Here is a 25,831-nt window from a genome sequence, read left to right as displayed (position 1 = left end):
TTCAGCGAGGGCTCTTTCCTGTGCGGTCACTGGTCAATCTCTTTTCGGCGGCTAGCACGGCGGCTGCGGACGCGGCGCCCAGCGCGGAACCGGCGAGCACGTCGGAGGGGTAGTGCACTCCCAGAACCAACCGGGAGAGCAGCATCGGGGGCACGAGCACCGCAGGCAAGGGTAGCCCGGTCAGTCGTCCGAGCAACACCGCAGCCGCCGTGGTGGAGGTCGCGTGCGAGGACGGGAAACTCAGTTTGCTCGGCGTCGACACGTTGACCTGCACCGACGGATCGTGCGGACGTTTACGCCGGACGATCCGTTTGATGACGACCGAGGCCGCGTGCGACCCGAACGCGCCGACCGCGACCCCGGCCCACTGCCGCCGACGCCGCTTGTCGACCAGCGCGCCGACCGCGCCGATGGCCATCCAGCCCAGCGCGTGCTCACCGAAGTGCGACATGCCGCGCGCGGCGGAGATCACCGACGGGTCGGCCCCGATCGTGCCCTGCACGGCGTTGAGGATCTTGACCTCGGCCGACCGGTGCTGCGGATCGGGCACGACGTGCAGTCCGGGCGACCCACCGGTCGCGTCGGCGGCTTCTGCGGTCATTTCGAGTTCTCCTGTGTGCGCGCGTCCGGAGCGATGCCGAAGACATCCTCCCAGGCCGCGGTGCTGGTCAGCTTCGCGTGCGCCGCACGATACTGGTTGCGCACCTCGGGGAAGCGTTCGGCCAGTTCCCGGCGCAGCCGCATCGCCTCCTTGAACAGCTCGAGCGCCTTGCGCGGATCACGCTTGCGGTACACCACGCCGCGGCCGTCGGCGGTGGTGACGGTGACGCCGTCCACCTGCGAGAGCAGGAACCAGCGCGCGTCCAGCGTCGGGACGTTCAACTGCGGGGTCTCGTGATGGCGCGGGTCGGCCTTGCGGACGTTGTGCAGCAGGCCCTTTCCGAGACGCGCGACCTTCGCGATCGGATTGCCCGGCTCGCCGACCGCGCTGACCGCGGCGTGCGAGGCCAGCGGCAGTTCGGTGGAGGACGGCACGACCACCGCGTCGGGGAATTCCTTGCGCATCGCGTGCACCTTGCCCAGCGCGGTGGGCAGCAGGCCGAACAGCTTGTCCGGGCCCGCGAGGTAGTCGCGGATCGCCTCGTTCTGGATGGCGACCGTCGAATACTCCAGGCACAGTAGGTGTTTCAGCGTCGCCTTGATGGTGTTGACCACCATCGGACGGCCGTCGTTGGGCAGGTGCAGCGAGGCCACGACCAGGCGGTTGCGCAGGTGGAAGTACGCCTGCCAGTCGATCGCGTCGTCCTTGTCGGACCAGGCCATGTGCCAGACCGCCGCGCCCGGCAGGGTGACGGTCGGATAGCCGTGTTCGCGTGCGCGCAAACCGTATTCGACGTCGTCCCACTTCAGGAACAGCGGCAGCGGCTGGCCCAGTTCCTCGGCGACCTGACGCGGGATGACGCAGGTCCACCAGCCGTTGAAGTCGACGTCGATGCGGCGGTGCAGCAACTTGGAGTTGTCGCGGTCGCGCAGCGGGTTCTTGGAGAAATCGTGGTCGTACTCGACGTTCGGGGCCGCGGTCCACATGAAGATGGAGCGGTCCACCACCTCGCCCATGGTGTGCAGGTGCGAGCGTTCCTGCAGGTTGAGCATCTGGCCGCCGGTCAGGATGGGCGAGCGGGCGAAGCGGGAGAAGGCCAGCGCGCGCAGGATGCAGTCCGGCTCGATCTCGATGTCGTCGTCCATGTAGACGATGTACTCGGCGTCGGTGGTCTTCAACGCCTCGTACATGACGCGGCTGTAGCCGCCGGAGCCGCCGAGGTTGGGCTGGTTGTGGAAGGCCAGCCGATCACCCAGCGGCACAGCGGCTTCGGCGAATCCGGGCTCGTCGACGACCTTGCGGGTGCCCTGGTCCGGGATGATGACCGCGCGGATCTTGTCCAGCACCAGCGGGTCCGAGCCCAGCGCCGCAATGGTTTTCACCGCGTCGCCGGGACGGTTGAAGGTGGGCATGCCGACCGCGATGGTGCCCGCGCCGGGGGCCTCGATCGGCGCATACCAACCGCCGCTGCGCAATTCGACCGCCGAGTCGGAGGTGATGTCGAACCAGATCCAGCCGCCGTCCTCGAACGGGGCCAGCTCGACCTCGAACTCCACCGACTCCGCGGCGGCCTCCTCGGACGCGGGGTCCGCAGGCATGGTGCCGAACTCGTTGCCCTGCACGTGAATTCGCGAACCATCGGCCTTGGAGCGGTACACGTCCACCCGGCCGTGGCCGGACAGCTCCAGCCGCAACACCACCGAACCCAGCACACTCCAGCGCCGCCAGTAACTGGCCGGAACCGCGTTGAAGTAGGTGCAGAACGAGACCTCGGACTCCGCGCCGATCGACAGCGAGGTGCGCGAGATCGCGTGTGCGCGACGGGCGTTGGTCTCCGACTCCTCGAGGTACAGCGTGCGCACGTCGAGCGGTTCGCCCGGACGCGGCAGGATGACGCGCTGTAGCAGCGAGATCGCGCGGGTGTGGGTGGGCATCTGTTCCAGGGTCGCTTGTGCGGTCATGTCACTTTCCTGCGGGCTTCTCGGGCGCGGCTCACTGCTCCGGCGCGACCAGCGGCGCGCCGGACTCCAGGTGCGGGCCCACGACGTTGTCGAACATGCTCAGCGCGCTACCGATCGCCATGTGCATGTCCAGGTACTGATAGGTACCCAGGCGGCCACCGAAAAGCACCTTGGCCGTGGCGGTTTCGTTCTTGGCCAGTTCGCGGTAGGCGACCAGCTTCTCGCGGTTCTCGGTGCTGTTGATCGGGTAGTACGGCTCGTCGCCGGTCTGCGCGAAACGGGAGAACTCGCGCTGGATGATCGTCTTGTCCGTCGGATAGTCGCGCTCGGGGTGGAAGTGGCGCGGCTCGATGATCCGGGTGAACGGGACGTCGCCGTCGTTGTAGTTCATCACCGAGGTGCCCTGGAAATCACCGGTGTTCAGCACCTCGGTCTCCAGATCGATGGTGCGCCAACCCAATTCGCCCGCGCTGTAGTCGAAGTAGCGGTCCAGCGGGCCGGTGTAGACGACCGGGGCGTCCGGGCTCTGCGCGCGAATCTCCTCGCGCACCTCGAACCAGTCGGTGTTCAGCCGGACCTCGATCAGCTCGGATTCGGCCATCTTGGACAGCCACGCGGTGTAACCCTCGCGCGGCAGACCCTCGTAGGTGTCGTTGAAGTAGCGGTTGTCGAAGGTGTAGCGGACCGGCAGGCGGGTGATGATGCCCTCGGACAGTTCCTTCGGGTCGGTCTGCCACTGCTTGGCGGTGTAGTCGCGGATGAACGCCTCGTACAGCGGGCGGCCGATCAGCGAGACGGCCTTCTCCTCGAGGTTCGACACGTCGGCGGCATTCACCTCGGCGGACTGCTCGGCGATCAGCGCGCGCGCCTCGTCGGGGCTGAAGTAGCGGCCGAAGAATTGCGAGAGCAGACCCAGGCCCATCGGGAACTGGTACGCCTGCCCCTTGTGCATGGCGAAGACGCGGTGCTGGTAGCCGGTGAATTCGGTGAACTGGTTGACGTAGTCCCACACCCGCTTGTTCGAGGTGTGGAACAGGTGTGCACCGTATTTGTGCACCTCGATACCGGTTTCGGGATCCGCCTCGGAATATGCGTTGCCGCCCAGGTGGTAGCGGCGTTCGACGACCAGCACCCGCTTGCCTAACTGGGTGGCGGCACGTTCGGCGATGGTCAGCCCGAAGAATCCGGAGCCGACGATGATCAGATCGTAGGGCGATGCGGCGGTCACGGGAGCCCAGAGTATCGGAAGTCCGCGCAGACGCCCGGTGGAGTCGCACACTGCCCGCTCAGGACCCGCACGACCGGCAGATTTCCGACGCCGGACACCCACATTTCGGACGGAATTCGCGTACCGGGGAGTAACCGGACATCCGGGCCGGATGTCATGAGCACCAATTGAACGGACGACCAGTTCGTTGTGGTGGCAATGGCGCCGCATATTTCAGCACGACCGAAAGACCTCGCATGCGGATCACCAGCCCCCTCACCCCTCTGTTCGGCGCGCTCGTGCTGTCGGCGTCGCTCGGCGCGGGCCTGCTGACGGCCACACCCGCACAGGCCGACACACCCACCGCGCTGGCCGCGGTGCCCGTCGCCGCCGGGGACGGAACCTGTGGGCAGGATTCGCCCACCGTCGACGACGTCGTCAACTCGGCCGCGTCGGCGGTGCGCACCGTGATTCCCGCGAACCGGATCGCCGAGTACGACCGTCAGGTGGACGAGTTCCGGCACACCATCGCCGCGGTCCGCGTGCACCGCGACGCGCTGCCCGTCGACCCGACGCGCGAGAAGTCCGGACGGCTCGGGCAGCTGGACGATCCGATCGTCACCTATCTGGTCGACGGGCTGGACGCGGTGCGCACCGGACATCTCGATCGGACCATGTCGGTGTCGCGGCTGACGGTGAACGACGTCATCGAGGTGTTCATCCTGGCCACCCGCGTGGTGAAGATTCCGGCGCAGGTGCTCTCGGGGCTGGTGCCGACGGCGGGGTTCTTCCTGAGTTTCATCGTCGGCGGGGTGTTCAGCGGGGTGAAGTGGCTGGCCCGGCGGGTGCAGGATCGGATGCGCGAAAACTGTTCGGCCCCGGGCACTTACGCGAAGCTGGAGCTGAGCGGTTCGGATTTCCCGAGTGAGCGCGTCGCGGTGCCGCCCGCGATCGCCGAGCTGGCGAACCAGGTCGTCCGGGCGAACGACAAGTGCACGCCGATGTCGGATCTGAACACCGTCACGCTGCTGGACCGCACCCGCGGCTATCTCGCGCACGCCGATCTGCCGATCGACCACGCCGCCCTCGACGGCACCGCGGCGGGGCTGCGGGAGTTCCTGCGCGACAACCGGATCGCCAAGCTCGCGCTGATGCGCAAGACCGGTGAACTCGGCCCCGTGATCGACTACATGGACTACGGCCCGCTCACCTTCCTGGCCAACCTCGGCTACGACATCCACGAGGGCAAGGCCCTGGACACCGTCCCGCTCGCGGACGTCAGCGTCGAGAACGCCCTGGACCTCACCACCCTGACCCTGGACATCTCCAGCCTGCTGCTCACCGGAGCCAACGTCGCCGTCGGCTGGACCGGAGTCAGCTCGGCCGTCCTCACCCCCCTCGGCATGGCACAATCACTGGCCTTCGCCCCGGCTCGCTACGGCGCGCCGATCCTGCGCGGGGTACTCCAAACCATGTGCGCCGCATAGGGTTTCATCGAATCAACGGTAAGGTGGGTACTGCTGTCGGCCGCACATCGGAGCGATCGGGGCGGGCTGGCGGGGCGCCATCTCGACCCATTGAGTTATTGCCCGAGTTCACGTTTCGATGACGCTCAGAAGCGCGGCGGGTACTGCGGTTGGACGTACGTCGGCTCGGGCCGCGGGTGCGTGGCGGCCGGGCCGGTGGTGCGGGCGGCGATCCAGCGGCCGGTCGAGCTGGCGAGTGCCAGACACAGCGTGAGCAACTGGATGACGAACGCGATCGCCACCACGATGCCCAGCGGGAGCGCGTCCTCGTTCGCGAGGCCGTTGACGGTCACCGCGACGATGATCGCGCAGGCGCCGCCGACCAGGACGAGCCCGCTGGTTCCGACGATCAGATATCGACCGATGCGTCTGCGCGCGAACAGGAAGATCGCTCCGGACAGGTACAGACCGCAGTATGTGGCGATGAGGACGAGCATCAGGACCGACACCCAGTCGTCGTCGCCGTAGCCCTCGTGGCGATCCGAGCGCATCGTGATCGAAGCGCCCGCCGTCTCCACCAGCGCGAGCACACCCTGCACAGCGGCCAGTACCCCGGCCGCGATCGCGGTGCCGCCACTCGGTTTTCGCGCCGGAGTGACCGGTTGCAGGTAGGTCGGCTGCGGATAGGCCCCGAAGCCCTGGTTCCCAGGCGGACCGTACGGATACCCCATGTCTCCCCCTTTTTTTTCGTCATCGGATTCGAACCACGTGTCACGCCGATCGCGGGCCGCCGGTCACTCCGCCGGTGCACCGAACGATCGATGCGGTCGAAGCATATTCCGTCGCACCGACAACGCCGTTACTCCGATCCGGACGCAAGTCGCGGCGGACGGATACGACTCGGGCACAGGATCGAAATCCTGTGCCCGAGTCGATATTCCGATGACGCTCAGAAACGCGGCGGATACTGCGGCTGCGCGTAGTTGATCTGCGGAGCCTGGGCCGGCGCCACATTGCAGTAGCGGCGGGCCGAGGCGGACAGGCACAGGACGAGTATCGCGATGACGACCAACAGGCCGGGGATCGAGAAACCCGCGGCGGCCGGGACGCCCGAGGCGAGGCCGATGATCATGCCGATCAGGCCGCCGACCACACCGAAGCCCGCCAGGATCACCAGCAGGATCCGGCCGCCGTTCTTGTGGTTGAGGAGCATGGAGCCGCCGAGCAGGAACAGCACGGCGACGATGGCCTCCACGACCACGCCGAAGTAGTAACCGCCCGAGTCGAAGTCGCGGTGCGAGGAGACGCTGGTGCCGTACTTGCTGCTCATCGAGTCGAGCGTGCTGTTGAGGCTGTCCAGGGCCTCCTGCGCGACACTCATCGCGTGCAGGGTGTAGATGATGCTGCCGATCCCGAGCAGCGCGATCACGATCGCGAGGATGCCCGCCGTGATCGCCGCACCGCCGCCACCGGACGGTTGGGCGCCGCCCGGCCGCGGTGCGTTGCCGAACTGCTGCGGGTTCGGGATCTGCTGCGGATTCTGTGGAAAACCCTGCGGCTGCGGCATACCCGGCTGTTGGGGATAACCCTGCGGCTGCATCGGTTGTTGTGGATAACCCGGCTGCTGTGGATAACCCGGCTGTGGATATCCGGGCTGCGGTGGATAACCCGGCTGCTGACCATAAGGCTGCTGTCCGTAGGGCTGAGGCTGACCGCCGTAACCGGGCTGGCCATATGGGTAGCTCATCGGGTTTCCTTTCCTCCCCTGATCTCGGGCGCGAACTCTACTCCGCACGTCCGCACCCGGGCGACCCGAAAAGTTCCCCGCGCGGAACACATCTCACCGGTTCCGCGTCTCGTGAACGCCGAATTCGGTTAGTGCAGACGGGTTTCGGCGTAGGCGTACATCGCGTCCCGGACGAAGGCGGTGGTGCCCTCGCCGTGCCGGTCGTAATTCGCGGCGAAACGCGGGTCCGCGACGTACATGTCGCCGAGGCCGGTGAATGCGCACGCGTCGGGCTGCCTGCCGCCCCAGCCCACCGCGATCCAGTCGTAGTGCCGCTGCGCGATCGCCTGCACCTGTGCGCTGTCCGGGGCCAGCCCGTCGGCGTGCGCGCGGCCGTAGTCGGCGGCGATGTCCAGGTGCGTCTGCCCGAACGCCTGCCGGTCCGCCTCGCTCATCGAACGCCACCAGGCGTCGCTGTTCTCGTACGCCTCCCTGCCCCAGCGCTCGATCACCTCGTCCTTGTACCGGGTGTGGTCGAACCCGTCGAATGTCTCCTCCGCCATGAGCGGTTCACCTGCTTCCGTCTTGTGCAATGTGGTGTGCACCGACGTGATCTGCCGCTCGATCCGATCCCGCTGCTGCCGTAGCAGATCCAGATGCGTACGCAGCGCGGCCGCCGTATCCCGCTCTCCCGCAAGCACTTCGGCAATGACCGGCAGTCCCAGCCCGAGCTCGCGCAACAGCAGAATCCGCTGCAACCGCACCAGGGAATCCTGGTCGTAGTACCGATAGCCGTTGCTCCCGACCCGACTGGGCGGCAACAACCCGAGCTGCCCATAGTGCCGCAACGTCCGACTGGTCGTCCCCGCCGCCCGCGCCAACTCCTGAATGGACCACTCACCCACCGCCACACCACCCGTTTTCCCTGATCACGTCGATAAACCCAGCATGCATCTTGACGCTACGTCAAGGTCAAGGACCAATTCCACGGCCGTCGCCGGGGCCCGAATCACCGCCGGGGCGGACCTACAGGGCCGACGCCGGAACCACGGCCGCGCCGGACCTGGGGCGGACGCGGTATCGGCGGCCGGGACGCTGGGGACCGTCGAGGTCGCGGCCGGAATGCCGGGTGCGGCGATCGGGGGTTTATCACCGGTACCTGCGGAGATGCTCAGGGGGCTAGCGCGCCCGGGGCCGGTGCGGCCGGAGCAGGCGGGGGGAATATCGGCACCTGCGCAATCGACGACGGTGCTTGCGCCGACGGATCCTGCGCGATGGGTGCGGGGGCTACCGAGGTCGAGGCAGCGGCTGGCGCTGGAATTGCCTGGGCCGGAACAGATGTCGCGACGGGAGCGGCCGGTGCGGCGGTCGGGGCCGACGCTGCGGGACCTGTCGGGGCCGGAGCTGCGATGACAGTTGGAGCTGAAACTTCCGGAGCCGCAACCGATGTCGAGGCGGGAGCGGCCGGTCCCGGAGCAGCAGCCGGTCCCGGAGCAGCAGCCGGTCCGGGGGCGACGGCCGGGCTCGGGGCGGCCGCGACCGGAGCGGCTGTGGGGGCCGCGACCGGAGCGGCTGTGGGGGCCGCGACCGGAGCGGCTGTGGGGGCCGGATTTCCGGCGGGCTGGTTCGGGGCGGGCGCGGCCTGTGGTGCCTGGGCGGATTGGTCGGTTGTCCCGGTTGACGTGGGCGCGGGGGCGGCGGCCACGGTTCCGGGGGCAGAGTTGGCCGCGACACCAGGCGCGGGAGTGCCCGGGTCCGCCGCTGTCCCGGGAGCGGGAGTGACAGGGGTGGCCGCGACGCCGGGAGCAGAGGTAGCCGGGTTGGCCGCTGTTCCAGGCGCGGGAGTGGCTGGATTGGCCGCGACGCCGGGCGCAGGAGTGCCCGAGTCAGCCGCCGTTCCAGGGGCGGGAATGCCCGAGTTGGCCGCCGTTCCGGGAGCAGGAGCGGCAGGGGTGGCCGCAACACCGGGAGCAGGAGCGGCAGGGGTGGCCGCAACACCGGGAGCAGGAGCGGCAGGGGTGGCCGCAACACCGGGAGCAGGAGCGGCCGGGTTGGCGGCGACGCCGGGAGCCAGTTGTAGGAGGGTGGTGAAGTCGATGACCTGGGCGCCGAGGGTGGGGGTGGCGATGATGACGCCGTTGCGGAACATTCGGAAGGTGCCGCCGTGGCCGGGGAGGAGCGATTCGGGGCCGAGGGGGGTGCCCAGAGAGCCTGTGGGGCCGCCGGACTGGGCGTATTTGGTATCGATGACGCTGGGGCCGGGCGCGGATTGCGGGGCGGCGGGGGCGGGTGTGGAGGGGGCCAATTCGGCTGGGGCGGGGCCGATTTCGAACATTCCGGCGTTCATGGGATGCACGCCGTGCGGCGCGGAGGAGTATTCGGTGCGCAGCAGGTGACCGTCGCGCAGCAGGACCTGGCCCGCGGTCGCGCGGACGGCGGCGTCGGTGCGCGGATCCTCCCGGCTCGTCCCCGAATACGCCTGGCAGTCCTGGGTATCGCAGGTCTGCGCGTACGGATAGCGGGTTTCGGCCAGGGCGTAGGAGCGGGCGGCGATCGCCTGCGCGCGCAACGCCTCCGAACCACCTTGATCGGCCCAGTCCGCGGACATCTCGGTCGGGACGACGCCGCGCAGGTAGTCCTCGGTGTCGACGCGATCGACCGTGCGGATCTCCGCCCCGTCCAGCGCGACGCCGAGCGCGCCCCGGTACCCGCCCGCGCCGCAGATCTTCAGCTGTTCGGCCGGCGGACGGTTGGCGCCCGCCCCGATCGGATAGACCCACGGGTCGGGGGTGGATCCCTGCCACACCACGTCGCCGCCGCAACCGGACAGGATCGTCACGTCGGCTCCGGCGGCGGTCGGCGTCAGATGCGCGACCTGACCGGGCAGCACCTGCCGCCCCGCGACGCTCAGTCCGGCATCGGAGTAGACGTCCAGCGGCTTGTTGTCCTGACCCATCAACCGCACCCGCACCATGGTCGGTCCGATGGTGGCCAGTTGCGCGCCGGGATAGTAGCCCTGCAGGATGCCGACCGCGTTCGTCCCCGCCTTGGCCTGGTCCAACGCGCCGAACTGACTCATGCCGCGACCGTGCCCCTCGTCCACGCCCGCGGTCTGGCGGTAGGGCAGCGCGGCGGGCCAGGCCCAGTACAGGACACCGGTCCCGGCGGTCAGCGCGACGACCACCCCACCGGCCATCGCGACACGCCGGTGTCGACGTTTGCGCCACAGACCACCGTGTCGCATCGATACGAACCTCGGACGTTTCGAACTGGTCATCACGCACTCCCACAGATTCCGCGAGCAGGACCGCCGGACCGTTCTCCGCCCGCCTACCCGCTGGATGTCGATCGGAAAGCTACATTCGAGCTACTACTATCTAAGCCTCTACCAAAGGTTTAGATTTGTAAAAGTTGGGACCAGTGTGACGCTTGACCCGTCAGGAATCAACCATGACCTCCCGACCGACGGTCGCCGGTTCTACTCGAATGGAGCAGCTCGTGCCGTACCGCAGGCCCAGAAGGTCGTGCGTTCTCCTCGTCGTAGCGACACTCGCGGTCATCGCGCCGCTGTTCACGATCGTGATGCAGGATTCCCCCGGCTACCGAAACACCGATAACAGCGACTTCACGGCTATCCCAGCGCATTTCGCCGAAGTCGTCCTCTCCTCGGCCCCCGACGCCGTCCTGCCGCCACATGAAGTACAAGAAGAGCACCCGCTCCTACTGCCGGACGATAAACCCAGTCGCACAATGCTTTTCGCGAGCCCGCTTCCTATCGGAGGCGGGCTCACCCATTCATATCGACAAGGCTCGAGGACCACGAGGCCCGACGACGATCCCCACACCTCTTTCGACACCAACGCGAAACGCTCGCGAGATCGATGAAATACCTGGCGCCACAACCTGATACGTCGCCGGAGAACACAGCGCCCGGTCGGCGCCACCATCTCCGCGAGACGAATTCAGCTGGCCCACCAGCGTTCCAGGACGCGGGCGACGCCGTCCTCGGAATTGGTGAGGGTGGTTTCGTCGGCGGCGGCAAGGGCTTCGGGGTGGGCGTTGCCCATGGCTACGCCGCGGCCGGCGAGGCGCAGCATCGGGACGTCGTTGGGCATATCGCCGAAGGCGACGATGTCGCGGTGCTCGACGCCGAGACGTGCGGCGACCAGGCGCAGGCCCGACGCTTTGGTGACGCCCGGTGCGGACAGTTCGATCAGGCCGTTGTCGGTGGAATAGGTGAGGTCGGCGCGGCCGTCCAGGTGCGGCTCCAGCGCGGCACGCATATCTGCGCTGGTCACACCGGGTAGGCGGATCAGCATCTTGATGGCGGGGGCGGCGATCACCTCGCGGCGGGCGACCTGGGTGTCGTCCGGATTGAGCCACGCGTGCTGGTATTCGGGCGAACTCACGAACTGCGGGGTGGCCGCGTCGTGCGCCGTCTCGCCGACCCGTTCGGCCGCCAGCCCGCAGCCGGGCAGCACCCGCTCGGCGAGTTCGGCGAGCCAGGCCAGTTCCGGGACGTCCAGCGAATCGTTGTGCAGGATGCGGTCGGTCGCGCTGTCGTAGACGACCGCGCCGTTACCGCACACGCACAGCGGTGCGTATCCGAGCCCGGCGACGATCGGATCGATCCAGCGCGGCGGCCGCCCGGTGGCGAGCACGAAATGCACCCCGTCGTCGACCAGCGCCTTGACCACGGCCCGGGTGCGCGGACTCACCTGTTCGTCCCGGTCGATCAGGGTGCCGTCCACATCGGTGGCCACCAGGGCGGGTTTGGGCGAGTTCCGGCGAGTCACCCATTCCATCCTGCCCGATGCGGGGGTGCGGAAGTAATCAGTTTCCCTGACGTCGCCACTGATCATCGGCCGAACCCAGCGGCGGCACCTCGGGAAAGGGCGTCGGCTCGTTCGAATACGGCGGCAGCGGACCGGCGGCCGAAGCCTGCGGCGCCACACCGCTCGCGGACGGCGGCTGCCCCGAATCAGGCGGCACTACACCCGAACCTGGCTGCCCGCCATACGGCACCGCACCCGAACCCGGCTGCCCGCCATACGGCACCGCCGCACCCGCTACCGGCTGCCCAACGTGCTGACCGCCGTACGGCGCGGCGTTGAACGGATCCTGCGACACCGGATACCCCGGCGCCACACCGGGTCCCGCATATCCGGGCAACGCCTGCGGAACATACGCGAGCCACCGCCCGGTCGAGGGCACCAACGCCAGCACCGCGGTGAGCACGGGAAACACCTGCCCCACCACTCCACCCACGCCCCCGGTCAGAACCGAATGACCGGGCAGACCGGCACTCCCGTACAGCAGAATGTACGACCCGATACCCGCGACGATCGTGACCACGCACCCGGCGACGACGAAGATCCGCCCTGCCACTCGACGCCGGAACACCAGCACCGCCCCCGCCGCCAGCAGCCCGCCGGTGATCAACCCGATCACCCCGATGCCGATCATGTAGACGGAGAACCAGGAGTTGTGCAGCACCTCGTCACCGAAATCGGGCCAGGCGACCCCGATCACGACGTCCACGACTCCGCCGAGAATTTGCCCGGCCGCACCGAGCGCGGCCAGCACCCCCGCCGTCACGGCCGTGGCGCTGCTGGGTTCGCCGCCCAGGCCCTGCGGATACGGCTGATAACCACCCGGATACTGGGAATAACTCACCGACCGGCCCCCTGTCTGTGTCGCCGGACCACCCGCCGACGATGAACGTTCCCCTGCACGATATCTCCGAATCGGGCGTGAGGTGGTCCGCGTAACGCGCTCGCCGGAATAACTATCCCTATGATCAGGGGCTAGTAACCCGACCCGAGGGGACCGATGACCGGCTTTCTGCTACGACGTGCGCTGAACTATGTCGTACTGTTGGTGCTCGCCTCGTTCCTGACCTTCGTGTTGGCGTCCATGACGTTCCATCCGCTGGACAGCCTCGAGCAGCGCAATCCCCGCCCACCGCAATCGGTGATCGATGCGAAGGCGGCCGAACTACATCTCAACGAACCGATCCTGCCGCGCTACGGCACCTGGGTGAAAGATGTAGTGGTACACGGCGATTTCGGCGACACCCTCGCGGGTCAGCCGGTGAGCCAGGAGTTGGGCCGCCGGATCGGGGTGAGTCTGCGGCTGCTGGTGATCGGTTCGGTGATCGGCACCGCGCTCGGTGTGCTGATCGGCGCGGCGGGCGCGATCCGGCAGTACAGATTCAGCGACTACTTCACCACGATCATCTCGCTGCTGGTGTTGAGCACGCCGATCTTCCTGCTCGCCACCCTGCTGAAATACGGTGCGCTGGAATTGAATACCGCGACCGGTCAGCAGATCCTCCTGTACACCGGGGAGACCTCGGCCAGCGCGGTGGACGGGTTGTGGAACCAGTTCGTCGACCGGCTCCAGCACATGGTCGTGCCGACCCTCGGCCTGGCCCTGGGCTCGATGGCCGCCTACAGCCGCTATCAGCGCAACGCCATGCTCGACGTACTACAGAGCGATTTCATCCGCACCGCCCGCGCCAAGGGCCTGACCCGCAAACGCGCGCTCTACAAACACGGCCTGCGCACCGCCCTGATCCCGATGGCGACACTGTTCGCCTACGGCCTCGGCGGCCTGATCACCGGCGCGGTGTTCACCGAGAAGATCTTCGGCTGGCACGGCGTCGGCGAATGGCTGGTCGACGCGATCAACGCCCAGGACCTCTACATCGTGGTCACCGTGACCACCTTCGCGGGCCTGGTGATCCTGGTCTCCGGCCTGCTCTCCGACATCGTCTACGCCATGCTCGACCCGAGGGTGCGGATCTCATGACCGAAGTGGAAATGATCAGTCAGGGCGCGCCCGAGGTCGCCGCGGCCGGGCGGCGGAAGTTGGTGTGGCGCAGGTTTTTGCGGAACAAGGCGGCGATCGTGGGGGCGGTCGTGTTGTTGCTCATCGTGATCGCCGCGTTCGCGTTGCCGCCGATACTGCCGTTCGACTATCGGGACATGGATTATGCGGCGCTGTATCAGGCGCCGAGTCCGAAGCATCCGTTCGGGACCGACGGTAGCGGTGAGGATCTGCTCGCGCAGACGCTGCACGGGTTGCAGAAGTCGCTGATCATCGGGTTCTGCGTGGCGATCCTCGGGTCGATCATCGCGGTCGCGGCGGGGGCGGTGGCCGGGCTGCTGGGCGGGTGGACCGATCGGGCGATCATGTGGCTGGTGGATCTGCTGCTGGTGGTGCCGAGTTTCATCGTCATCGCGATCTTCTCCCCGCGCACCAAGGGCAGCGGATCGATTCCGCTGCTGATCATTCTGCTGGCGGCGTTCGGGTGGATGATCAGCGCGCGCATCGTACGCGGGTTGACGTTGAGTCTGCGCGATCGCGAATTCGTCCGGGCCGCGAAGTACATGGGCGCCTCGACGCGATCGCTGATCGTCACGCACATCGTGCCGAACGTGGCCTCCTTCCTGATCATCGACACCACGCTGGCCCTGGGCGCGGCGGTGCTGTCCGAAACCGGCCTGAGTTACCTGGGTTTCGGCGTGCAGCCGCCGGACGTCTCGCTGGGCACGCTGATCGCGGCGAATTCCCAATCGGCGCTGACCTTTCCGTGGTTGTTCCTGTTCCCGGGCGGTTTCCTGATCGCGATCGTGTTGTGCGCCAACCTGGTCGGTGACGGTCTGCGAGATGCCTTCGACCCCAGCTCCTCCCGAGCGCGGGCCCGCCGCAAAACCCCCAAGGCGCCCAAGGCTCCGAAGACCCCCGAGACTCCCAAGGCCCCGCAGACTCCGAAGGCCCCGAAATGACCGACACCTCAGCCCCCGCGCCCGAGACCCCGAAGCAGACCACCACCGCTCCGCTGCTGGAGGTTTCGGATCTGCACGTGTCCTTCCCGGGCGAGGAAGGCCGCATCGACGCGGTGCGCGGCGTGAACTACGCCGTGGCCGACGGCGAGGTGCTGGCGATCGTGGGCGAATCGGGTTCGGGTAAATCGGTGTCCTCGCTGGCGGTGATCGGGCTGCTGCCCGATCAGGCGCGGGTGCGCGGTTCGATCCGGTTGCGCGGCAAGGAATTGCTGGGCATGGACGACAAGACGCTGTCGACCTATCGCGGCGCGCGGATCTCCATGGTGTTCCAGGATCCGCTCTCGGCGCTGACACCGGTGTACCGGATCGGCGATCAGATCGCCGAGGCGCTGCTCGCGCACGGCTCGATGTCCAAGCAGCAGGCCGCCACCCGTGCGGTGGAACTGCTCGACCTGGTGGGGATTCCGGAACCGAAGGCGCGGGCGCGGGCCTTCCCGCACGAATTCTCCGGCGGTATGCGGCAGCGCGTGGTGATCGCGATGGCCATCGCCAACGATCCCGAACTGATCATCTGCGACGAGCCGACCACGGCGTTGGACGTCACGGTGCAGAAGCAGATCCTGGGCCTGCTGCGCACCGCGCGCGACATCACCGGCGCGGGCGTCATCATGATCACCCACGATATGGGGATCGCCGCGACCATCGCCGATCGGGTCGCGGTCATGTATGCCGGAAAGATCGTCGAAACCTCCTCTGCCGCAGACCTTTTCAGCTCTCCGCGAATGCCGTACACGGTCGGGCTGCTCGGCTCGATCCCGCGCATGGACGGCCCCGCGCGCACCCCGCTGATCCCGATCGAGGGCTCGCCACCGGCCATGCACGCGCTGCCGCCAGGCTGCCCGTTCGCACCGCGCTGCCCGGTCGTCATCGACGACTGCCGCGCGGCCGAACCGCCGCTGCAGGACATCGCGCCCGGACACCGCGCCGCGTGCATCCGCACCGCGGAGATCGGTTCGGCGGACCTGTTCTCGGCCTACCGCCGGGAGATCACCACCCCCGATCACGAGGCCGAGACGGATTCGCGTGTGGTACTGCGGATCTCGGAACTGAGCAAGGTCTTCCCGATCACCTCGGGGGTGCTGCTGCGCCGCCGCACCGGGGAGGTGCGGGCGGTGGACGGCATCGATTTCGAACTGCGCGCGGGCCGCACGCTGGCGCTGGTCGGCGAATCCGGATCCGGTAAATCGACCACGCTGACCGAGATCATGGAGCTGAACAAGCCGCAGAGCGGCACGATCGAGGTGCTCGGCAGCGATGTCGCGACGCTCACCAAGGCGCGCCGCCGGGAGATCCGGGCGAAGATGCAGATCGTCTTCCAGGACCCGTCCGCCTCCCTCGATCCGCGCATGCCGATCTTCGACGCGCTGGCCGAACCGCTGCGCATCGCCGGACGCTCGCGCGAGCAGATCCGTTCGCGCGTACCGGAACTGCTGCAACAGGTCGGGCTGCGGGCCGAGCACGTCGACCGGTATCCGGCCGACTTCTCCGGCGGACAGAAGCAGCGCATCAATATCGCGCGGGCGCTGGCGCTGGATCCGGAGATCCTGGTGCTGGACGAGCCGGTGTCCTCGCTGGACGTCTCGATCCAGGCCGGCGTGCTGAACCTGTTGCGCGACTTGCAGATCGAACGCGGCCTGTCGTATCTGTTCGTCTCCCACGATCTTTCGGTGGTCCGGAATCTGGCACACGACATCGCGGTCATGTATCGGGGCAAGATCGTCGAAATCGGTTCGGCGGAACAGATTCTCACCGATCCGCAGCACGAGTACACCCGCGCGCTCATCGACGCGGTTCCCGTTCCCGTCGTCGCCCGCTAGGAGCAGATCGTGAAGAGGCGCACATTCGGCAAAGTCGTTGCGGCGGCATCGATGTCAGCATTGGCGGCGGCCTGTTCGTCGGGTCCGGGTTCGACCGGTTCGGCCACGCTGGGCACCACCAACGACATCAATCCGCTGGCGCGCGAGGGCGTCCGGGAGGGCGGCAACCTGCGCCTGGCGATCACCACCATCCCGTCGAACTGGAATGTGCAGTGCACCGACGGAAACGAGGGCGAGACAGCCGATCTCGTCCGCTGGACGATGCCGCGCGCGTTCAAGGCCGACGCGTCCGGGCAGCTCACCGTCGACACGGACTACTTCACCGACGTCAAGCTGATCAGCACCAATCCGCAGCAGGTCGTCTACACCATCAATCCCAAGGCGGTGTGGTCCGACGGGACCCCGATCACCTGGGAGGATCTGGCCGGGACCTGGCAGGCCCTCAACGGCCGGGACAAGCGGTACCTGATCGCGATCACCAACGGTTTCGACCGGGTCGAGAAGGTCGAACGCGGCGTCGACGACCGGCAGGCGATCCTGACCTTCTCCACCCCGTACGCGGATTGGCGCGGTCAGTACGCCGGTAATTCGATCCTGTACCCGAAATCGGTGACCAGCACCCCGGACGCGTTCAACCACAGTCTGGTCGACCACATGAGCGCGTCCGCCGGACCGTTCCTGGTGCAGTCCATCGACCGCACGCAACGCCGAATGGTGTTGGCGCGCAACCCGAAATGGTGGGGTGCGCCGCCGAAACTGGATACCGTCACCTACAGCGTGCTGGACCAGTCCACCTGGGCCGCGGCCATGCAGAACAACGAACTCGACGTCGCCCGGATCAGCAATCTGAACGACGCCCTGCTGATCCGGCGCACCGCGGGCCTGCAACTGCGGCACGCGCCGATGAACCTGTGGCGCTGGCTGACCTTCAACGGCGCACCCGGTTCGATCATGGCCGATCCCGCGTTGCGCGTGGCGATCGCGAAGGGCATCAACCGGCAGGCCATCGCCGATACCTCGCAGGCGGGCCTGACCGATCATCCGACGGTGCTCAACAATCACGTCTTCGTGATGGGACAGAAGGGCTACCAGGACAATTCGGCCCCGGTCGCCTACGACCCGGCCGCGGCGGCCAAGCAACTCGACGCGCTGGGCTGGAAATTGCAGGGCGATGTCCGGGTGAAGGACGGCAAGCAGCTCGCCTTCCGCGACGTGATGTACAACGATCCGCTCTGGGTCCAGATCGCCAAGATGATCCAGTCGGACATGGCGAAGATCGGGGTGAAGATGTCCATCGACACCCGCCCCGGACAGGACTACTTCACCAATGTGATCATTCCCGGCGACTTCGACACCTCGCAGTACGTGCTGTCCGGAGATGTGTTCGTATTCAACAGCATTCCGCAGATGTACGGCCTGTACCCGAACAATGTGCTGGGCAATTACGGCCGGATCGGCTCCCCCGCGCTGAACGAGCTGATCGACAGGACCCTCACCGAACTCGATCCGGACAAGGCCATCGCCCTGGCGAATCAGGTCGACACCCAGATCTTCGCCGAGGGCCATTCCCTGCCACTGACCCAGGACCCGGGGAACTGGGCAACCCGGGCCACCCTCGCCAATATCGGCGCACCCGGCCTGGGCACCTACGACTACACCTCGATCGGCTTCGTGAAATGAGGCCGCCCCGACGGAAGGATCGATCCATGCGGATTCGTTCGACACTGCTCCCGCTCGCGATTCCGGCGCTCGCCGTCGGGTTGGTGTTGTCGGGGTGTAGTTCCGGGGGTGGTAATCAGGTCGCGAACGTCGATGTCGGCACCAAGAACGACATCAATCCGCAGGATCCGAGCGCACTGCGGGACGGCGGGAATCTGCGGCTGGCGATCACTTCGTTCCCCGCGACATTCAACGATCTGCACATCGACGGCGGCGACGCGGATCTCAACTCCATCATCGACCCGTTGATGCCGGCGGCGTTCGTCAGCGATGCCGCCGGTGACCTGTCCATCAACCACAACTTCTTCACCGATGTGAAACTGACCGGCACCAGCCCGCAGCAGGTCACCTACACCATCAATCCGAAGGCGGTGTGGTCCGACGGCACCCCGATCACCTGGCAGGATCTGCAATCCGAGGCCCACGCGCTGGGTAATCCCGCCGCGGGTTTCCAGGTCAACGCGACCGGCGGATTCGATCGGGTCGAGAAGGTCGAACGCGGTGTCGACGATCGGCAGGCCGTGGTCACCTTCAAACAGCCCTATTCGGAATGGAAGGGCATGTTCGGCCCGCTGTATCCGAAGGCGGTGACCGAGAATCCGCAGGCGTTCAACGATATCGATCGCAACAGTCTGAAGGTCAGCTCCGGTCCGTTCGTCGTCGACACCATCGACCGGACGCAGGACCGGATCGTGCTCAAACGTAATCCGGTGTGGTGGGGGCCGAAGCCGAGGTTGGACACCATCACCTTCACCAGGCTCGATCAGAGCGCGGTGCTGGGCGCGGTGCAGAACAACGAGATCGATTACACCTACGTCTCGGGTCTGCCGAATGTGGTGGCCGCCAAGAACGCGGCGGGCGTGGTGGTCCGGCGCAGCCCGGAGCCGAGCTGGAGTCATATCACCTTCAACGGCGCGCCGGGCGCACTGCTGTCCGATCCCGCACTGCGACTTGCCATTTCGAAGGCCGTCGACCGGCAGGCGATCGTCACCCAGGCCCAGACCGGCATCGTGGACAATCCCAAGCCGTTGAACAACCACATCTTCGTGATGGGGCAGAAGGGTTATCAGGACAATTCGGCCCCCACCGCATTCGATCCGGCCGCCGCGGCCAAGGAACTCGACGCGCTCGGCTGGAAACTGAACGGCAACGTCCGCGAGAAGGACGGTAAGAAGCTGGAATTGCGCGATGTGATGTTCGATCAGAAGGAATGGGTCGACACCGCGAAGATCGTGCAGCAGGATCTGGCCAAGGTCGGTGTGCTGGTGGATATCCAGACCGTGCCGGGCACCGGGCTGTTCACCAATGTCATCGATCCGGGCAATTTCGATCTGGCGCAATTCAGTTGGCAGGGCAGTGCGCTGCCGCTGGTCGCGTTGCAGCAGATCTACTACTACGACCCGAAAAACCTCCAGGGCAACAAGGCGCGCATCGGCTCCGACCAGCTCAACGACCTGATCAACAAGACGATCTCCGAACTGGACCCGGTCAAGGCCAATGAACTGGCCAACGAATGCGACAAACTGATCTGGCAGGAGGGCTATTCGCTGCCCCTGCAACAGGCTTCGGGCACGTACGCAACCCGCGCCAACCTCGCCAATATCGGCGCGTTCGGTCTCGCCAGCGCCGATTGGACGAAAGTCGGCTTCCTGAAGTGATTTCCGGCTCGGGCCATCCGCTGGCCTACCCGGTGCTGACGACGTGCGGCGCCCTGGTGATCTGTCTCGCCTGGGCACCGTTCGCCGATTCGGAGCAGTTGGCGATGTTGGGTGCGGTGGCGCTGGTTGTGTTGGTGTACAGCGGGTTTCGGGTGCTGGTCGCGTCCGGGGTGTTGCCGTGGCATACCGATCCTCGGATATCCTCCGCGCCGGACGATTCCGCTTCGGCCGATACCAGGTCAGCTGATACCGAAGCCGCCGACTCCGGGGCAACGGAATCCGGAGTCACGGGCTCCGGGGCAGCGGAGTCCGGAGTCGCGGGCTCCGGGGTCTCCGGCCGAAATGCGCTGCGCTGCCGACGGATACGCCAGCAGCACCGGTTGCTCAGCCGTTCGTGGTTGGAGCTGACGGCGGACGACCGAACCTGCTGGCTGCCGGTCTATTTCGATCCCACGCTGGTCACCGCGGCCGATTCGACCGCCGAATTGACGGACGGCGTTGTGCGTTTCGGCAATGTCCGGCTGTATCCGTCTGGGCCGGTACGTGATCGCGAACCCGTCGGCCGCCTGCACGACAACCCGACCCGCCCCGATCCCGACGGCCCGGCCCACGCCGCCGCGGCATCCCGCTTCACCCGACGGCTCCTGCTGGACGGCCAATTCGCCGTTGCCGCACCGTTCGCCGCACTGCTGTGGGTCTACATCGCGGGCGGCGGATTCCCGGCCTTCGCCGGAGCATTCACGGTCGCCGCGGGGGTCGCCGTGTGGTTCTCGGCCATCCGCGGCTCCGACCCCAGCTGAGCCCGAATCACCTTGCCGCAGAAACGGGTTGCTGCTGGGTGGCGGCGTGGATCCCGCCACCACCCTCGGCGACGGCGTTGAATTCCACCGGCACGATCTCCCGGCCCGGAAACGCGTCGGCGAGGATGCCCGCGGCGCGGTCGTCGCCGTGCCGGTCACCGTAGGCGGGCAGGTACACCGCGTCGTTGCCGACGTAGAAGTGCACGTACGTGTAGAGGAATTCCGCGCCGCGCGTGCCGGGCATATCGGCCCGATTCGGTTGCGGCAGTTCGATGATCTCGAAGGCGCGGCCCTCGGCGTCGGTGGCGGCGCGCAGGATCTCGCGGGCGCGGGCGGCGGCGCGGGCGAAGACGTCGTCGCGGTCCGGATCCACCGGGCGGTCCAGCACGACCACCCCGGGACGCGCGAAACGGGCGACCGCGTCGACGTGGCAGTCCGTCACCTCACCGCCCGCGACGCCCTGCAACCACACCACTTTTCGGACGCCGAGCAGCTCGCCCAGGGCGCGTTCGATCTCGTCGTGATCGCTGCCGGGATTGCGCGTCGGGTTGACCAGCGAACTCTCGGTCGCCAGCAGCGTGCCCTCGCCGTCGACCTCGAGCGAGCCGCCCTCGGCGACGATCGGCGCGACCACCCGCTCGATTCCCGCGTGTTCCAACATCTTTCGCGCGACGCGGGCGTCCAGGTGGTACTCGGCCTTCTGCCCCCACCCGTTGAAATTGAAGTCGATCCCCGCCACCTCACCCTCGGTGGTGGTCACGAAGGTCGCGCCGGTATCGCGCACCCACAGGTCGTCCAGCGGGGCCGAGACCACCTCGACCCCGTCACCGACGACCTTGCGCGCCTGTTCGACATGTTCGCGGCGGGCAAGCAGCGCAACGGATTCGTGCTCGGCGACGGCCTGAGCCAGCCGTGCCACATCCGCGCGCGCCTCGGGTAGCAGTTCCTCCCAGACCGACTCCTTGGCGGGCCACGCCAGCCACGTCCGGGCATGCGGCGCGGACTCCGCTGGCATCACATAGCGGCTCATGATCTCCGACCGTATCCACTCGCTCCGACATACGCCATGAATTGGCAGGTTGCGGACCTGTCATAGCGGTGACACGGCGCGCCGCACCGCGTGTTGAGACGTCCGTCCAGTCCGTTATGTCACGATTGCGCCGCCGTTCACATCCATGAAAGCCGCGCCCTGCTCCCACACCGCCCCGGTCAGCGTATACACCTGTCCCGCACACCCTTCCAACAGCAGCACCGCGACCGCCATACCGCGCGGATCGATCACGCCCCGACCGCCCGTGCTGGTCCGTATCGGCACCGGCGCATCGGCCCAGGCGAACGCATCGAAGACGAACGCGCCGTGACGCAGGACCGAACAGGTCGCCCGAGTTCCGAGTCGAGTTACCCCGGGCCGAAGACGCCGGCGAGGAGTCGCCGCACAGACCATTCGAATTCGGTTCGGATCGCCGCAGCCCAGGCGAGCGCATCGGAGACGAATGCACTGGGGCACAGGACCGAACGGGTCGCCCGAGATTGGAGTCGGGTCACTCCGGACCGAGGATGCCGCTGAGGAGTCGCCGTATGGACCATCGGTTCGGATCGCCACAGCCCAGGCGAGAGCACCGGAGACGAATGCACTGGGGCACAGGACCGAACAGGTCGCCCGGGTTCCGAGTCGAGTTACTCCGGACCGAGGATGCCGGTGAGGAGTCCCCGTATGGACCATCGGTTCGGATCGCCACAGCCCAGGCAAACGCACCGGAGGCGAATGCACTGGGGCACAGGACCGAACAGGTCGCCCGGGTTCCGAGTCGAGTTACTCCGGACCGAGGATGCCGGTGAGGAGTTGGCGTAGGGACCAGTCGAATTCGGTGGCGGGGTCGAGGTCGGTGAGGTGGGGGCGGGTGGCGGTGAGGGCGGGGTAGGTGGTGGGGTCGATGGTGAAGCCGGGGTGGCCGAGGGGGTGGTCGTTGACGATCTGGCCGATGAGCAGGTGCCAGGTGGCGCGGTAGGCGCGGGCGGCGGCGTGTTCGTCCAGGCCCGCCTCGAGGAAGGCCGCGATGGCGGATTCGGCGAAGGGCAGGGAGGTCGCGGTGACCGAACTCGGCTCGTTGATGACCTGGGCGGCCCAGGGGTGGTCGAGCATCACCTGATGGGCGCCGCGCCACTGCGCGATCAGGCGTTCGCGGGCGGTGCCGTCGCGGACGACCGGGAAGGCGCGGGCGAGTTCCTCGTTCAGCAGGGACAGCAGTTCGCCCCGGTCGGCGATGTGCCGGTAGAGCGAAGCCTGCCCGGTGTCGAGTTCGGCGGCCACCCGGCGCAACGTCAACGCCGCGAGGCCCTCGGTGTCGGCGATGCGGCGAGCGGCCGCGACGATGACGGCCCTGCTGAGCGGTTGTGCGCGCACCCGGCTCCCTTCCTTCCGGCGATCCCGATCGATCGCGGCAGCGCAGACACACCCGAATGCCTCCGCCGGACCCGAGCGTATTGGCAGCCATGCGTCCGGGACCGACCGGACCCGCGTGCCCGCGTGCCCGCGCGTCTGCGCGTCTGCGCGTCTGCGCGTCTGCGCGTCTGCGCGTCTGCGCGTCTGCCCCGAGCGTCGTTCAAATCACATCCGCGCGGACGAGCACCCTCTTGCGAACAACGTTCGCACGGAGTTAGGGTCACCTTACGCGAACATTGTTCGCAGGAGAGGAGCCCGCCGTGACCACCCGGACGTCACCACCCACCATCTATCGCCCGCCGCCGACCGCGCACCGCCTGGCCATGCCCGCCCTGGCGCTCGGCGTGCTGTCCTACGCGCTGATGCAGACCATGCTGGTACCGACCATCGGCACCCTCCAGCACGCCCTGCACACCAGCACGACCGCTGCGACCTGGGCGGTACTGAGCGCCCCGCTGCTGGCCAGCGCGATCCTCACCCCACTGTTCGGCCGGATCGGCGATCGTTTCGGCCGCCGCCGCACGCTGCTCACGGTGCTCGGGATCTACCTCGTCGCGACGCTCGTCGCCATGGCCGCCCCGCAGATCGGCGTCCTGATCGCCGCCCGCGCGGCACAGGGCGTGAGCATGGCCATCCTGCCGCTGGCCTTCGGTTCGGTCCCGGCGGTGCTGCCACCCGCGAAGGTGCACGGCGGACTCGGATTCCTGTCCGCGCTGGTCGGCGGCGCGGCCGGTATCGCGCTGGTGATCGGCGGACTGGTCGTCGACCACGCCTCCTGGCGCTGGCTCTTCGCGATCGGCGCGGTATTGGCAACGGCCGCACTGATTCTCACCTACGTCGCGGTGCCCGAGGGCCCGGTCGAATCCGGCGGACGACTCGATCCGGGCGGTGTGGTGCTGCTCGCGGGCGGCCTGTCCGGCATCCTGGTCGCGCTCACCCTCGCCCCGGGCAGCGGGTGGACCAGCGTTCCGGTGCTGGCCTGCGCCGCGGCGGGCATCGTGCTGCTGATCGGATTCGTGCGCCTGGAGAAGCGGCTGCGTTTCCCGCTCATCCGGATGGATCTGGTGCTGCATCGCTCCACCGGCATCGTGCATCTGGCCGCGTTCGCGCTGGGCGTGGTGCAGTTCATCTACTACGTGCTGATCCCGAAACTGTCCGAACTACCCAGCGGCGCAGGCGGTTTCGGCTCCTCGGTCACCCTGGCCGGACTGGTCATGCTGCCCTCGACCCTGGTCATCCTGCCGGCCGGGAGCATCGCCGGACGCCTCATCGCCCGCCGCGGCCCGCGCCTGCCACTGACCCTCGGCCTGATCCTCACCGCGGCCGGCGCGGCGATCCTGGCCCTGGCCCACGCGAGCCTGTGGGAACTCGCGATCGGCGCGATCCCGATCGGCATCGGCACCGGCCTGGTCATGGCCGCCCTGCCCGCCCACCTGCACCGTGTCGTCGACCCGGCCGAATCCGCCACCGCCAACGGCATCAACACCGTCTCCCGCACCATCGGCGGCGCCTTCGGCAGTCAACTCGCCGCCGCCCTGATGGTCGGCTCGGTCACCACCGGCTTCTCCCTCGCCTTCTGGATCGCCGCCGCCATCGGCTTCCTCGGTGCGGCAGCTACTCTGCGCGGCGAAGCAATCCCTATGAAACAGGCTGTCGCACAGTAGAAAACGAGCCCAGTCTTATCACGATATCGCCGACGCGGCACGCCCGCCGCGCGGCGATATCGCATAGACTCCCGCCGAATACCGCTGCCGGACAGCCTGATCCGCGACTCAGCTCTCGGCTCTACGCTGGGCGACGGCGCGACGACGTGCGAGTTCCTCCTGATCCAGGACGATCGCCCGCTCCGGCGTGGGCGCGGATCCACCCAACCGGGCAGGCACCCACGGTGCGCCCGAAGGCATCTCGTACCCCTGCTGCGTCAGCTCGAGCAGATCACCCATGCGCGAACGCAATTCGGCGGTCAACTCGTCCACCCCGATCGCGGTAACTTCACCGGGCGGCGGCGCGAGCGGCTCGCCGATCCGGATGTGGATCGGGAAATGGTTGCGGCCCAATTCCTTCGGCAGGTCCTTGGTCCAGATGCGTTGCGCGCCCCAGATGGTCATGGGCACGATCGGCGCACCCGATTCGATCGCCATCCGCGCCGCACCGGATTTGAATTCCTTCAACTCGAAACTGCGGCTGATCGTGGCCTCGGGATACACGACCACGATCTCACCGCCACGCAGCGACTCCACCGCACGCCCGTACGATTCCGCGCCGTGACCGCGATCCACGCCGATCGCCTTGCAGTGCTTCATGAGCCAGCCCACGATGCCGTGCTCGAGTTCGGCCTTCATCATGTACCGGACGTTGCGGCCCGAACGGCGGCCCACCAACCCCACCTCCATGAAATCCAGGTAGGCGGTGTGGTTCACGGCCAGCACCGCCCCGCCGGAGCGCGGAATGTGTTCCTGCCCAGTGATATCGATCCGCAGGCCCTGTGCCCAGAACGTACTGCGGACCAATCCGGTGAGAACGTCGAAGACGGGTTCGCGCGCCATGCCTACAACTCCTGTACATCCACTCTCGCGGCCG

At 67.5% G+C, this 25,831-nt stretch carries 21 protein-coding genes; 8 read left to right on the top strand and 13 right to left on the bottom strand.

Translation table 11 applies throughout. From position 1 onward, the window contains the following. Nucleotide 1 precedes the first annotated feature (1 nt). Genes NRB20_RS27145 through glf form a run of 3 tightly spaced genes read right to left on the bottom strand, consistent with a single transcriptional unit; the run spans nt 2 to nt 3,790 of the window. Complete coding sequence (locus tag NRB20_RS27145; RefSeq protein ID WP_153413944.1) at nt 2-601, bottom strand: phosphatase PAP2 family protein; 600 nt, start codon at nt 599-601, stop codon at nt 2-4. Next, entirely contained in the window at nt 598-2,562 is a 1,965-nt protein-coding gene (locus tag NRB20_RS27140; protein WP_153413942.1) for a glycosyltransferase, read from the bottom strand. Before NRB20_RS27140 ends, NRB20_RS27145 begins: the two co-directional genes overlap by 4 nt. A gap of 31 nt (nt 2,563-2,593) precedes the next feature. Next, a complete protein-coding gene (gene glf, locus NRB20_RS27135; protein ID WP_319945462.1) occupies nt 2,594-3,790 on the bottom strand; it encodes a UDP-galactopyranose mutase in 1,197 nt (398 codons plus the stop codon). Between the two features lie 236 nt (nt 3,791-4,026). On the opposite strand from glf, the gene NRB20_RS27130 reads away from it, so the two are divergent. Next, nucleotides 4,027-5,256, top strand: coding sequence for a hypothetical protein (locus tag NRB20_RS27130; RefSeq protein ID WP_153413940.1), 1,230 nt, complete (start codon nt 4,027-4,029; stop codon nt 5,254-5,256). A gap of 125 nt (nt 5,257-5,381) precedes the next feature. Here NRB20_RS27130 and NRB20_RS27125 read toward each other — a convergent pair whose 3' ends face one another. The 6 genes from NRB20_RS27125 to NRB20_RS27100 form a co-directional block, all read right to left on the bottom strand. Then, complete coding sequence (locus NRB20_RS27125) at nt 5,382-5,966, bottom strand: hypothetical protein (protein WP_153413939.1); 585 nt, start codon at nt 5,964-5,966, stop codon at nt 5,382-5,384. Nucleotides 5,967-6,184: 218 nt separating this feature from the next. Then, a complete protein-coding gene (locus NRB20_RS37695) occupies nt 6,185-6,982 on the bottom strand; it encodes a hypothetical protein (RefSeq protein WP_194290022.1) in 798 nt (265 codons plus the stop codon). A gap of 128 nt (nt 6,983-7,110) precedes the next feature. Beyond that, nucleotides 7,111-7,866, bottom strand: a complete 756-nt coding sequence (locus tag NRB20_RS27115) for a MerR family transcriptional regulator (RefSeq protein ID WP_319945461.1) — start codon at nt 7,864-7,866, stop codon at nt 7,111-7,113. A 266-nt stretch (nt 7,867-8,132) separates the two neighbouring features. After that, nucleotides 8,133-10,205 (bottom strand): SpoIID/LytB domain-containing protein, encoded by a 2,073-nt coding sequence (locus NRB20_RS38480; protein ID WP_227833912.1) that lies wholly within the window; start codon nt 10,203-10,205, stop codon nt 8,133-8,135. Between the two features lie 718 nt (nt 10,206-10,923). Continuing rightward, complete coding sequence (locus NRB20_RS27105) at nt 10,924-11,766, bottom strand: HAD family hydrolase (protein ID WP_153414134.1); 843 nt, start codon at nt 11,764-11,766, stop codon at nt 10,924-10,926. A 28-nt stretch (nt 11,767-11,794) separates the two neighbouring features. Continuing rightward, nucleotides 11,795-12,637 (bottom strand): DUF4064 domain-containing protein, encoded by an 843-nt coding sequence (locus NRB20_RS27100; protein ID WP_153413937.1) that lies wholly within the window; start codon nt 12,635-12,637, stop codon nt 11,795-11,797. A 156-nt stretch (nt 12,638-12,793) separates the two neighbouring features. Here NRB20_RS27100 and NRB20_RS27095 point away from each other — a divergent pair, with 156 nt between their 5' ends. The 6 genes from NRB20_RS27095 to NRB20_RS27070 are packed head-to-tail and all read left to right on the top strand — an operon-like array spanning nt 12,794 to nt 20,808. Next, nucleotides 12,794-13,774, top strand: coding sequence for an ABC transporter permease (locus tag NRB20_RS27095; RefSeq protein ID WP_153413935.1), 981 nt, complete (start codon nt 12,794-12,796; stop codon nt 13,772-13,774). Continuing rightward, nucleotides 13,771-14,754, top strand: coding sequence for an ABC transporter permease (locus NRB20_RS27090; protein WP_153413933.1), 984 nt, complete (start codon nt 13,771-13,773; stop codon nt 14,752-14,754). The genes NRB20_RS27095 and NRB20_RS27090 overlap by 4 nt, the downstream gene beginning before the upstream one ends. Then, nucleotides 14,751-16,631 carry a dipeptide ABC transporter ATP-binding protein gene (locus NRB20_RS27085; protein WP_153413932.1) on the top strand — a complete coding sequence of 627 codons (1,881 nt, stop codon included), beginning with the start codon at nt 14,751-14,753 and terminating at the stop codon, nt 16,629-16,631. Before NRB20_RS27090 ends, NRB20_RS27085 begins: the two co-directional genes overlap by 4 nt. 51 nt (nt 16,632-16,682) lie before the next feature. Further along, nucleotides 16,683-18,311 (top strand): ABC transporter family substrate-binding protein, encoded by a 1,629-nt coding sequence (locus NRB20_RS27080; protein WP_153414132.1) that lies wholly within the window; start codon nt 16,683-16,685, stop codon nt 18,309-18,311. 26 nt (nt 18,312-18,337) lie between these two features. Next, a complete protein-coding gene (locus NRB20_RS27075; protein WP_153413930.1) occupies nt 18,338-20,008 on the top strand; it encodes an ABC transporter family substrate-binding protein in 1,671 nt (556 codons plus the stop codon). Beyond that, entirely contained in the window at nt 20,005-20,808 is an 804-nt protein-coding gene (locus tag NRB20_RS27070) for a hypothetical protein (RefSeq protein ID WP_319945459.1), read from the top strand. Before NRB20_RS27075 ends, NRB20_RS27070 begins: the two co-directional genes overlap by 4 nt. A 7-nt stretch (nt 20,809-20,815) precedes the next feature. Here the strand turns inward: NRB20_RS27070 and NRB20_RS27065 are convergent, their stop codons facing one another. The 3 genes from NRB20_RS27065 to NRB20_RS27055 form a co-directional block, all read right to left on the bottom strand. Beyond that, the gene (locus tag NRB20_RS27065; protein ID WP_153413926.1) at nt 20,816-21,838 is read right to left on the bottom strand and encodes an agmatine deiminase family protein; all 1,023 of its coding nucleotides are present in this window, start codon (nt 21,836-21,838) and stop codon (nt 20,816-20,818) included. Nucleotides 21,839-21,952: 114 nt separating this feature from the next. After that, entirely contained in the window at nt 21,953-22,123 is a 171-nt protein-coding gene (locus NRB20_RS27060) for a hypothetical protein (RefSeq protein ID WP_153413924.1), read from the bottom strand. 498 nt (nt 22,124-22,621) lie between these two features. After that, nucleotides 22,622-23,212: a TetR/AcrR family transcriptional regulator gene (locus NRB20_RS27055; protein ID WP_319945458.1), complete on the bottom strand. Its 591-nt coding sequence runs from the start codon at nt 23,210-23,212 to the stop codon at nt 22,622-22,624. Between the two features lie 299 nt (nt 23,213-23,511). On the opposite strand from NRB20_RS27055, the gene NRB20_RS27050 reads away from it, so the two are divergent. Further along, the gene (locus NRB20_RS27050; protein WP_153413920.1) at nt 23,512-24,915 is read left to right on the top strand and encodes an MFS transporter; all 1,404 of its coding nucleotides are present in this window, start codon (nt 23,512-23,514) and stop codon (nt 24,913-24,915) included. A gap of 108 nt (nt 24,916-25,023) precedes the next feature. On the opposite strand, the gene NRB20_RS27045 is transcribed toward NRB20_RS27050, so the two are convergent. Continuing rightward, nucleotides 25,024-25,797 carry a lysophospholipid acyltransferase family protein gene (locus tag NRB20_RS27045; protein ID WP_153413918.1) on the bottom strand — a complete coding sequence of 258 codons (774 nt, stop codon included), beginning with the start codon at nt 25,795-25,797 and terminating at the stop codon, nt 25,024-25,026. Nucleotides 25,798-25,831: the final 34 nt, after the last annotated feature.

The sequence above is a fragment of the Nocardia macrotermitis genome (assembly GCF_009604405.1).
GTDB classification, from domain to species: domain Bacteria; phylum Actinomycetota; class Actinomycetes; order Mycobacteriales; family Mycobacteriaceae; genus Nocardia; species Nocardia macrotermitis.
Note: the sequence above shows the minus strand (reverse complement) of the source record. Positions and strands in the feature narration are given on the sequence as shown.

Coding starts and splice junctions, on each gene's coding strand:
- NRB20_RS27145 (WP_153413944.1), bottom strand. CDS start 601: ATGACCGCAGAAGCCGCCGACGCGACCGGTGGGTCGCCCGGACTGCAC.
- NRB20_RS27140 (WP_153413942.1), bottom strand. CDS start 2,562: ATGACCGCACAAGCGACCCTGGAACAGATGCCCACCCACACCCGCGCG.
- NRB20_RS27130 (WP_153413940.1), top strand. CDS start 4,027: ATGCGGATCACCAGCCCCCTCACCCCTCTGTTCGGCGCGCTCGTGCTG.
- NRB20_RS27125 (WP_153413939.1), bottom strand. CDS start 5,966: ATGGGGTATCCGTACGGTCCGCCTGGGAACCAGGGCTTCGGGGCCTAT.
- NRB20_RS37695 (WP_194290022.1), bottom strand. CDS start 6,982: ATGAGCTACCCATATGGCCAGCCCGGTTACGGCGGTCAGCCTCAGCCC.
- NRB20_RS38480 (WP_227833912.1), bottom strand. CDS start 10,205: ATGCGACACGGTGGTCTGTGGCGCAAACGTCGACACCGGCGTGTCGCG.
- NRB20_RS27105 (WP_153414134.1), bottom strand. CDS start 11,766: ATGGAATGGGTGACTCGCCGGAACTCGCCCAAACCCGCCCTGGTGGCC.
- NRB20_RS27095 (WP_153413935.1), top strand. CDS start 12,794: ATGACCGGCTTTCTGCTACGACGTGCGCTGAACTATGTCGTACTGTTG.
- NRB20_RS27090 (WP_153413933.1), top strand. CDS start 13,771: ATGACCGAAGTGGAAATGATCAGTCAGGGCGCGCCCGAGGTCGCCGCG.
- NRB20_RS27085 (WP_153413932.1), top strand. CDS start 14,751: ATGACCGACACCTCAGCCCCCGCGCCCGAGACCCCGAAGCAGACCACC.
- NRB20_RS27080 (WP_153414132.1), top strand. CDS start 16,683: ATGTCAGCATTGGCGGCGGCCTGTTCGTCGGGTCCGGGTTCGACCGGT.
- NRB20_RS27075 (WP_153413930.1), top strand. CDS start 18,338: ATGCGGATTCGTTCGACACTGCTCCCGCTCGCGATTCCGGCGCTCGCC.
- NRB20_RS27065 (WP_153413926.1), bottom strand. CDS start 21,838: ATGAGCCGCTATGTGATGCCAGCGGAGTCCGCGCCGCATGCCCGGACG.
- NRB20_RS27045 (WP_153413918.1), bottom strand. CDS start 25,797: ATGGCGCGCGAACCCGTCTTCGACGTTCTCACCGGATTGGTCCGCAGT.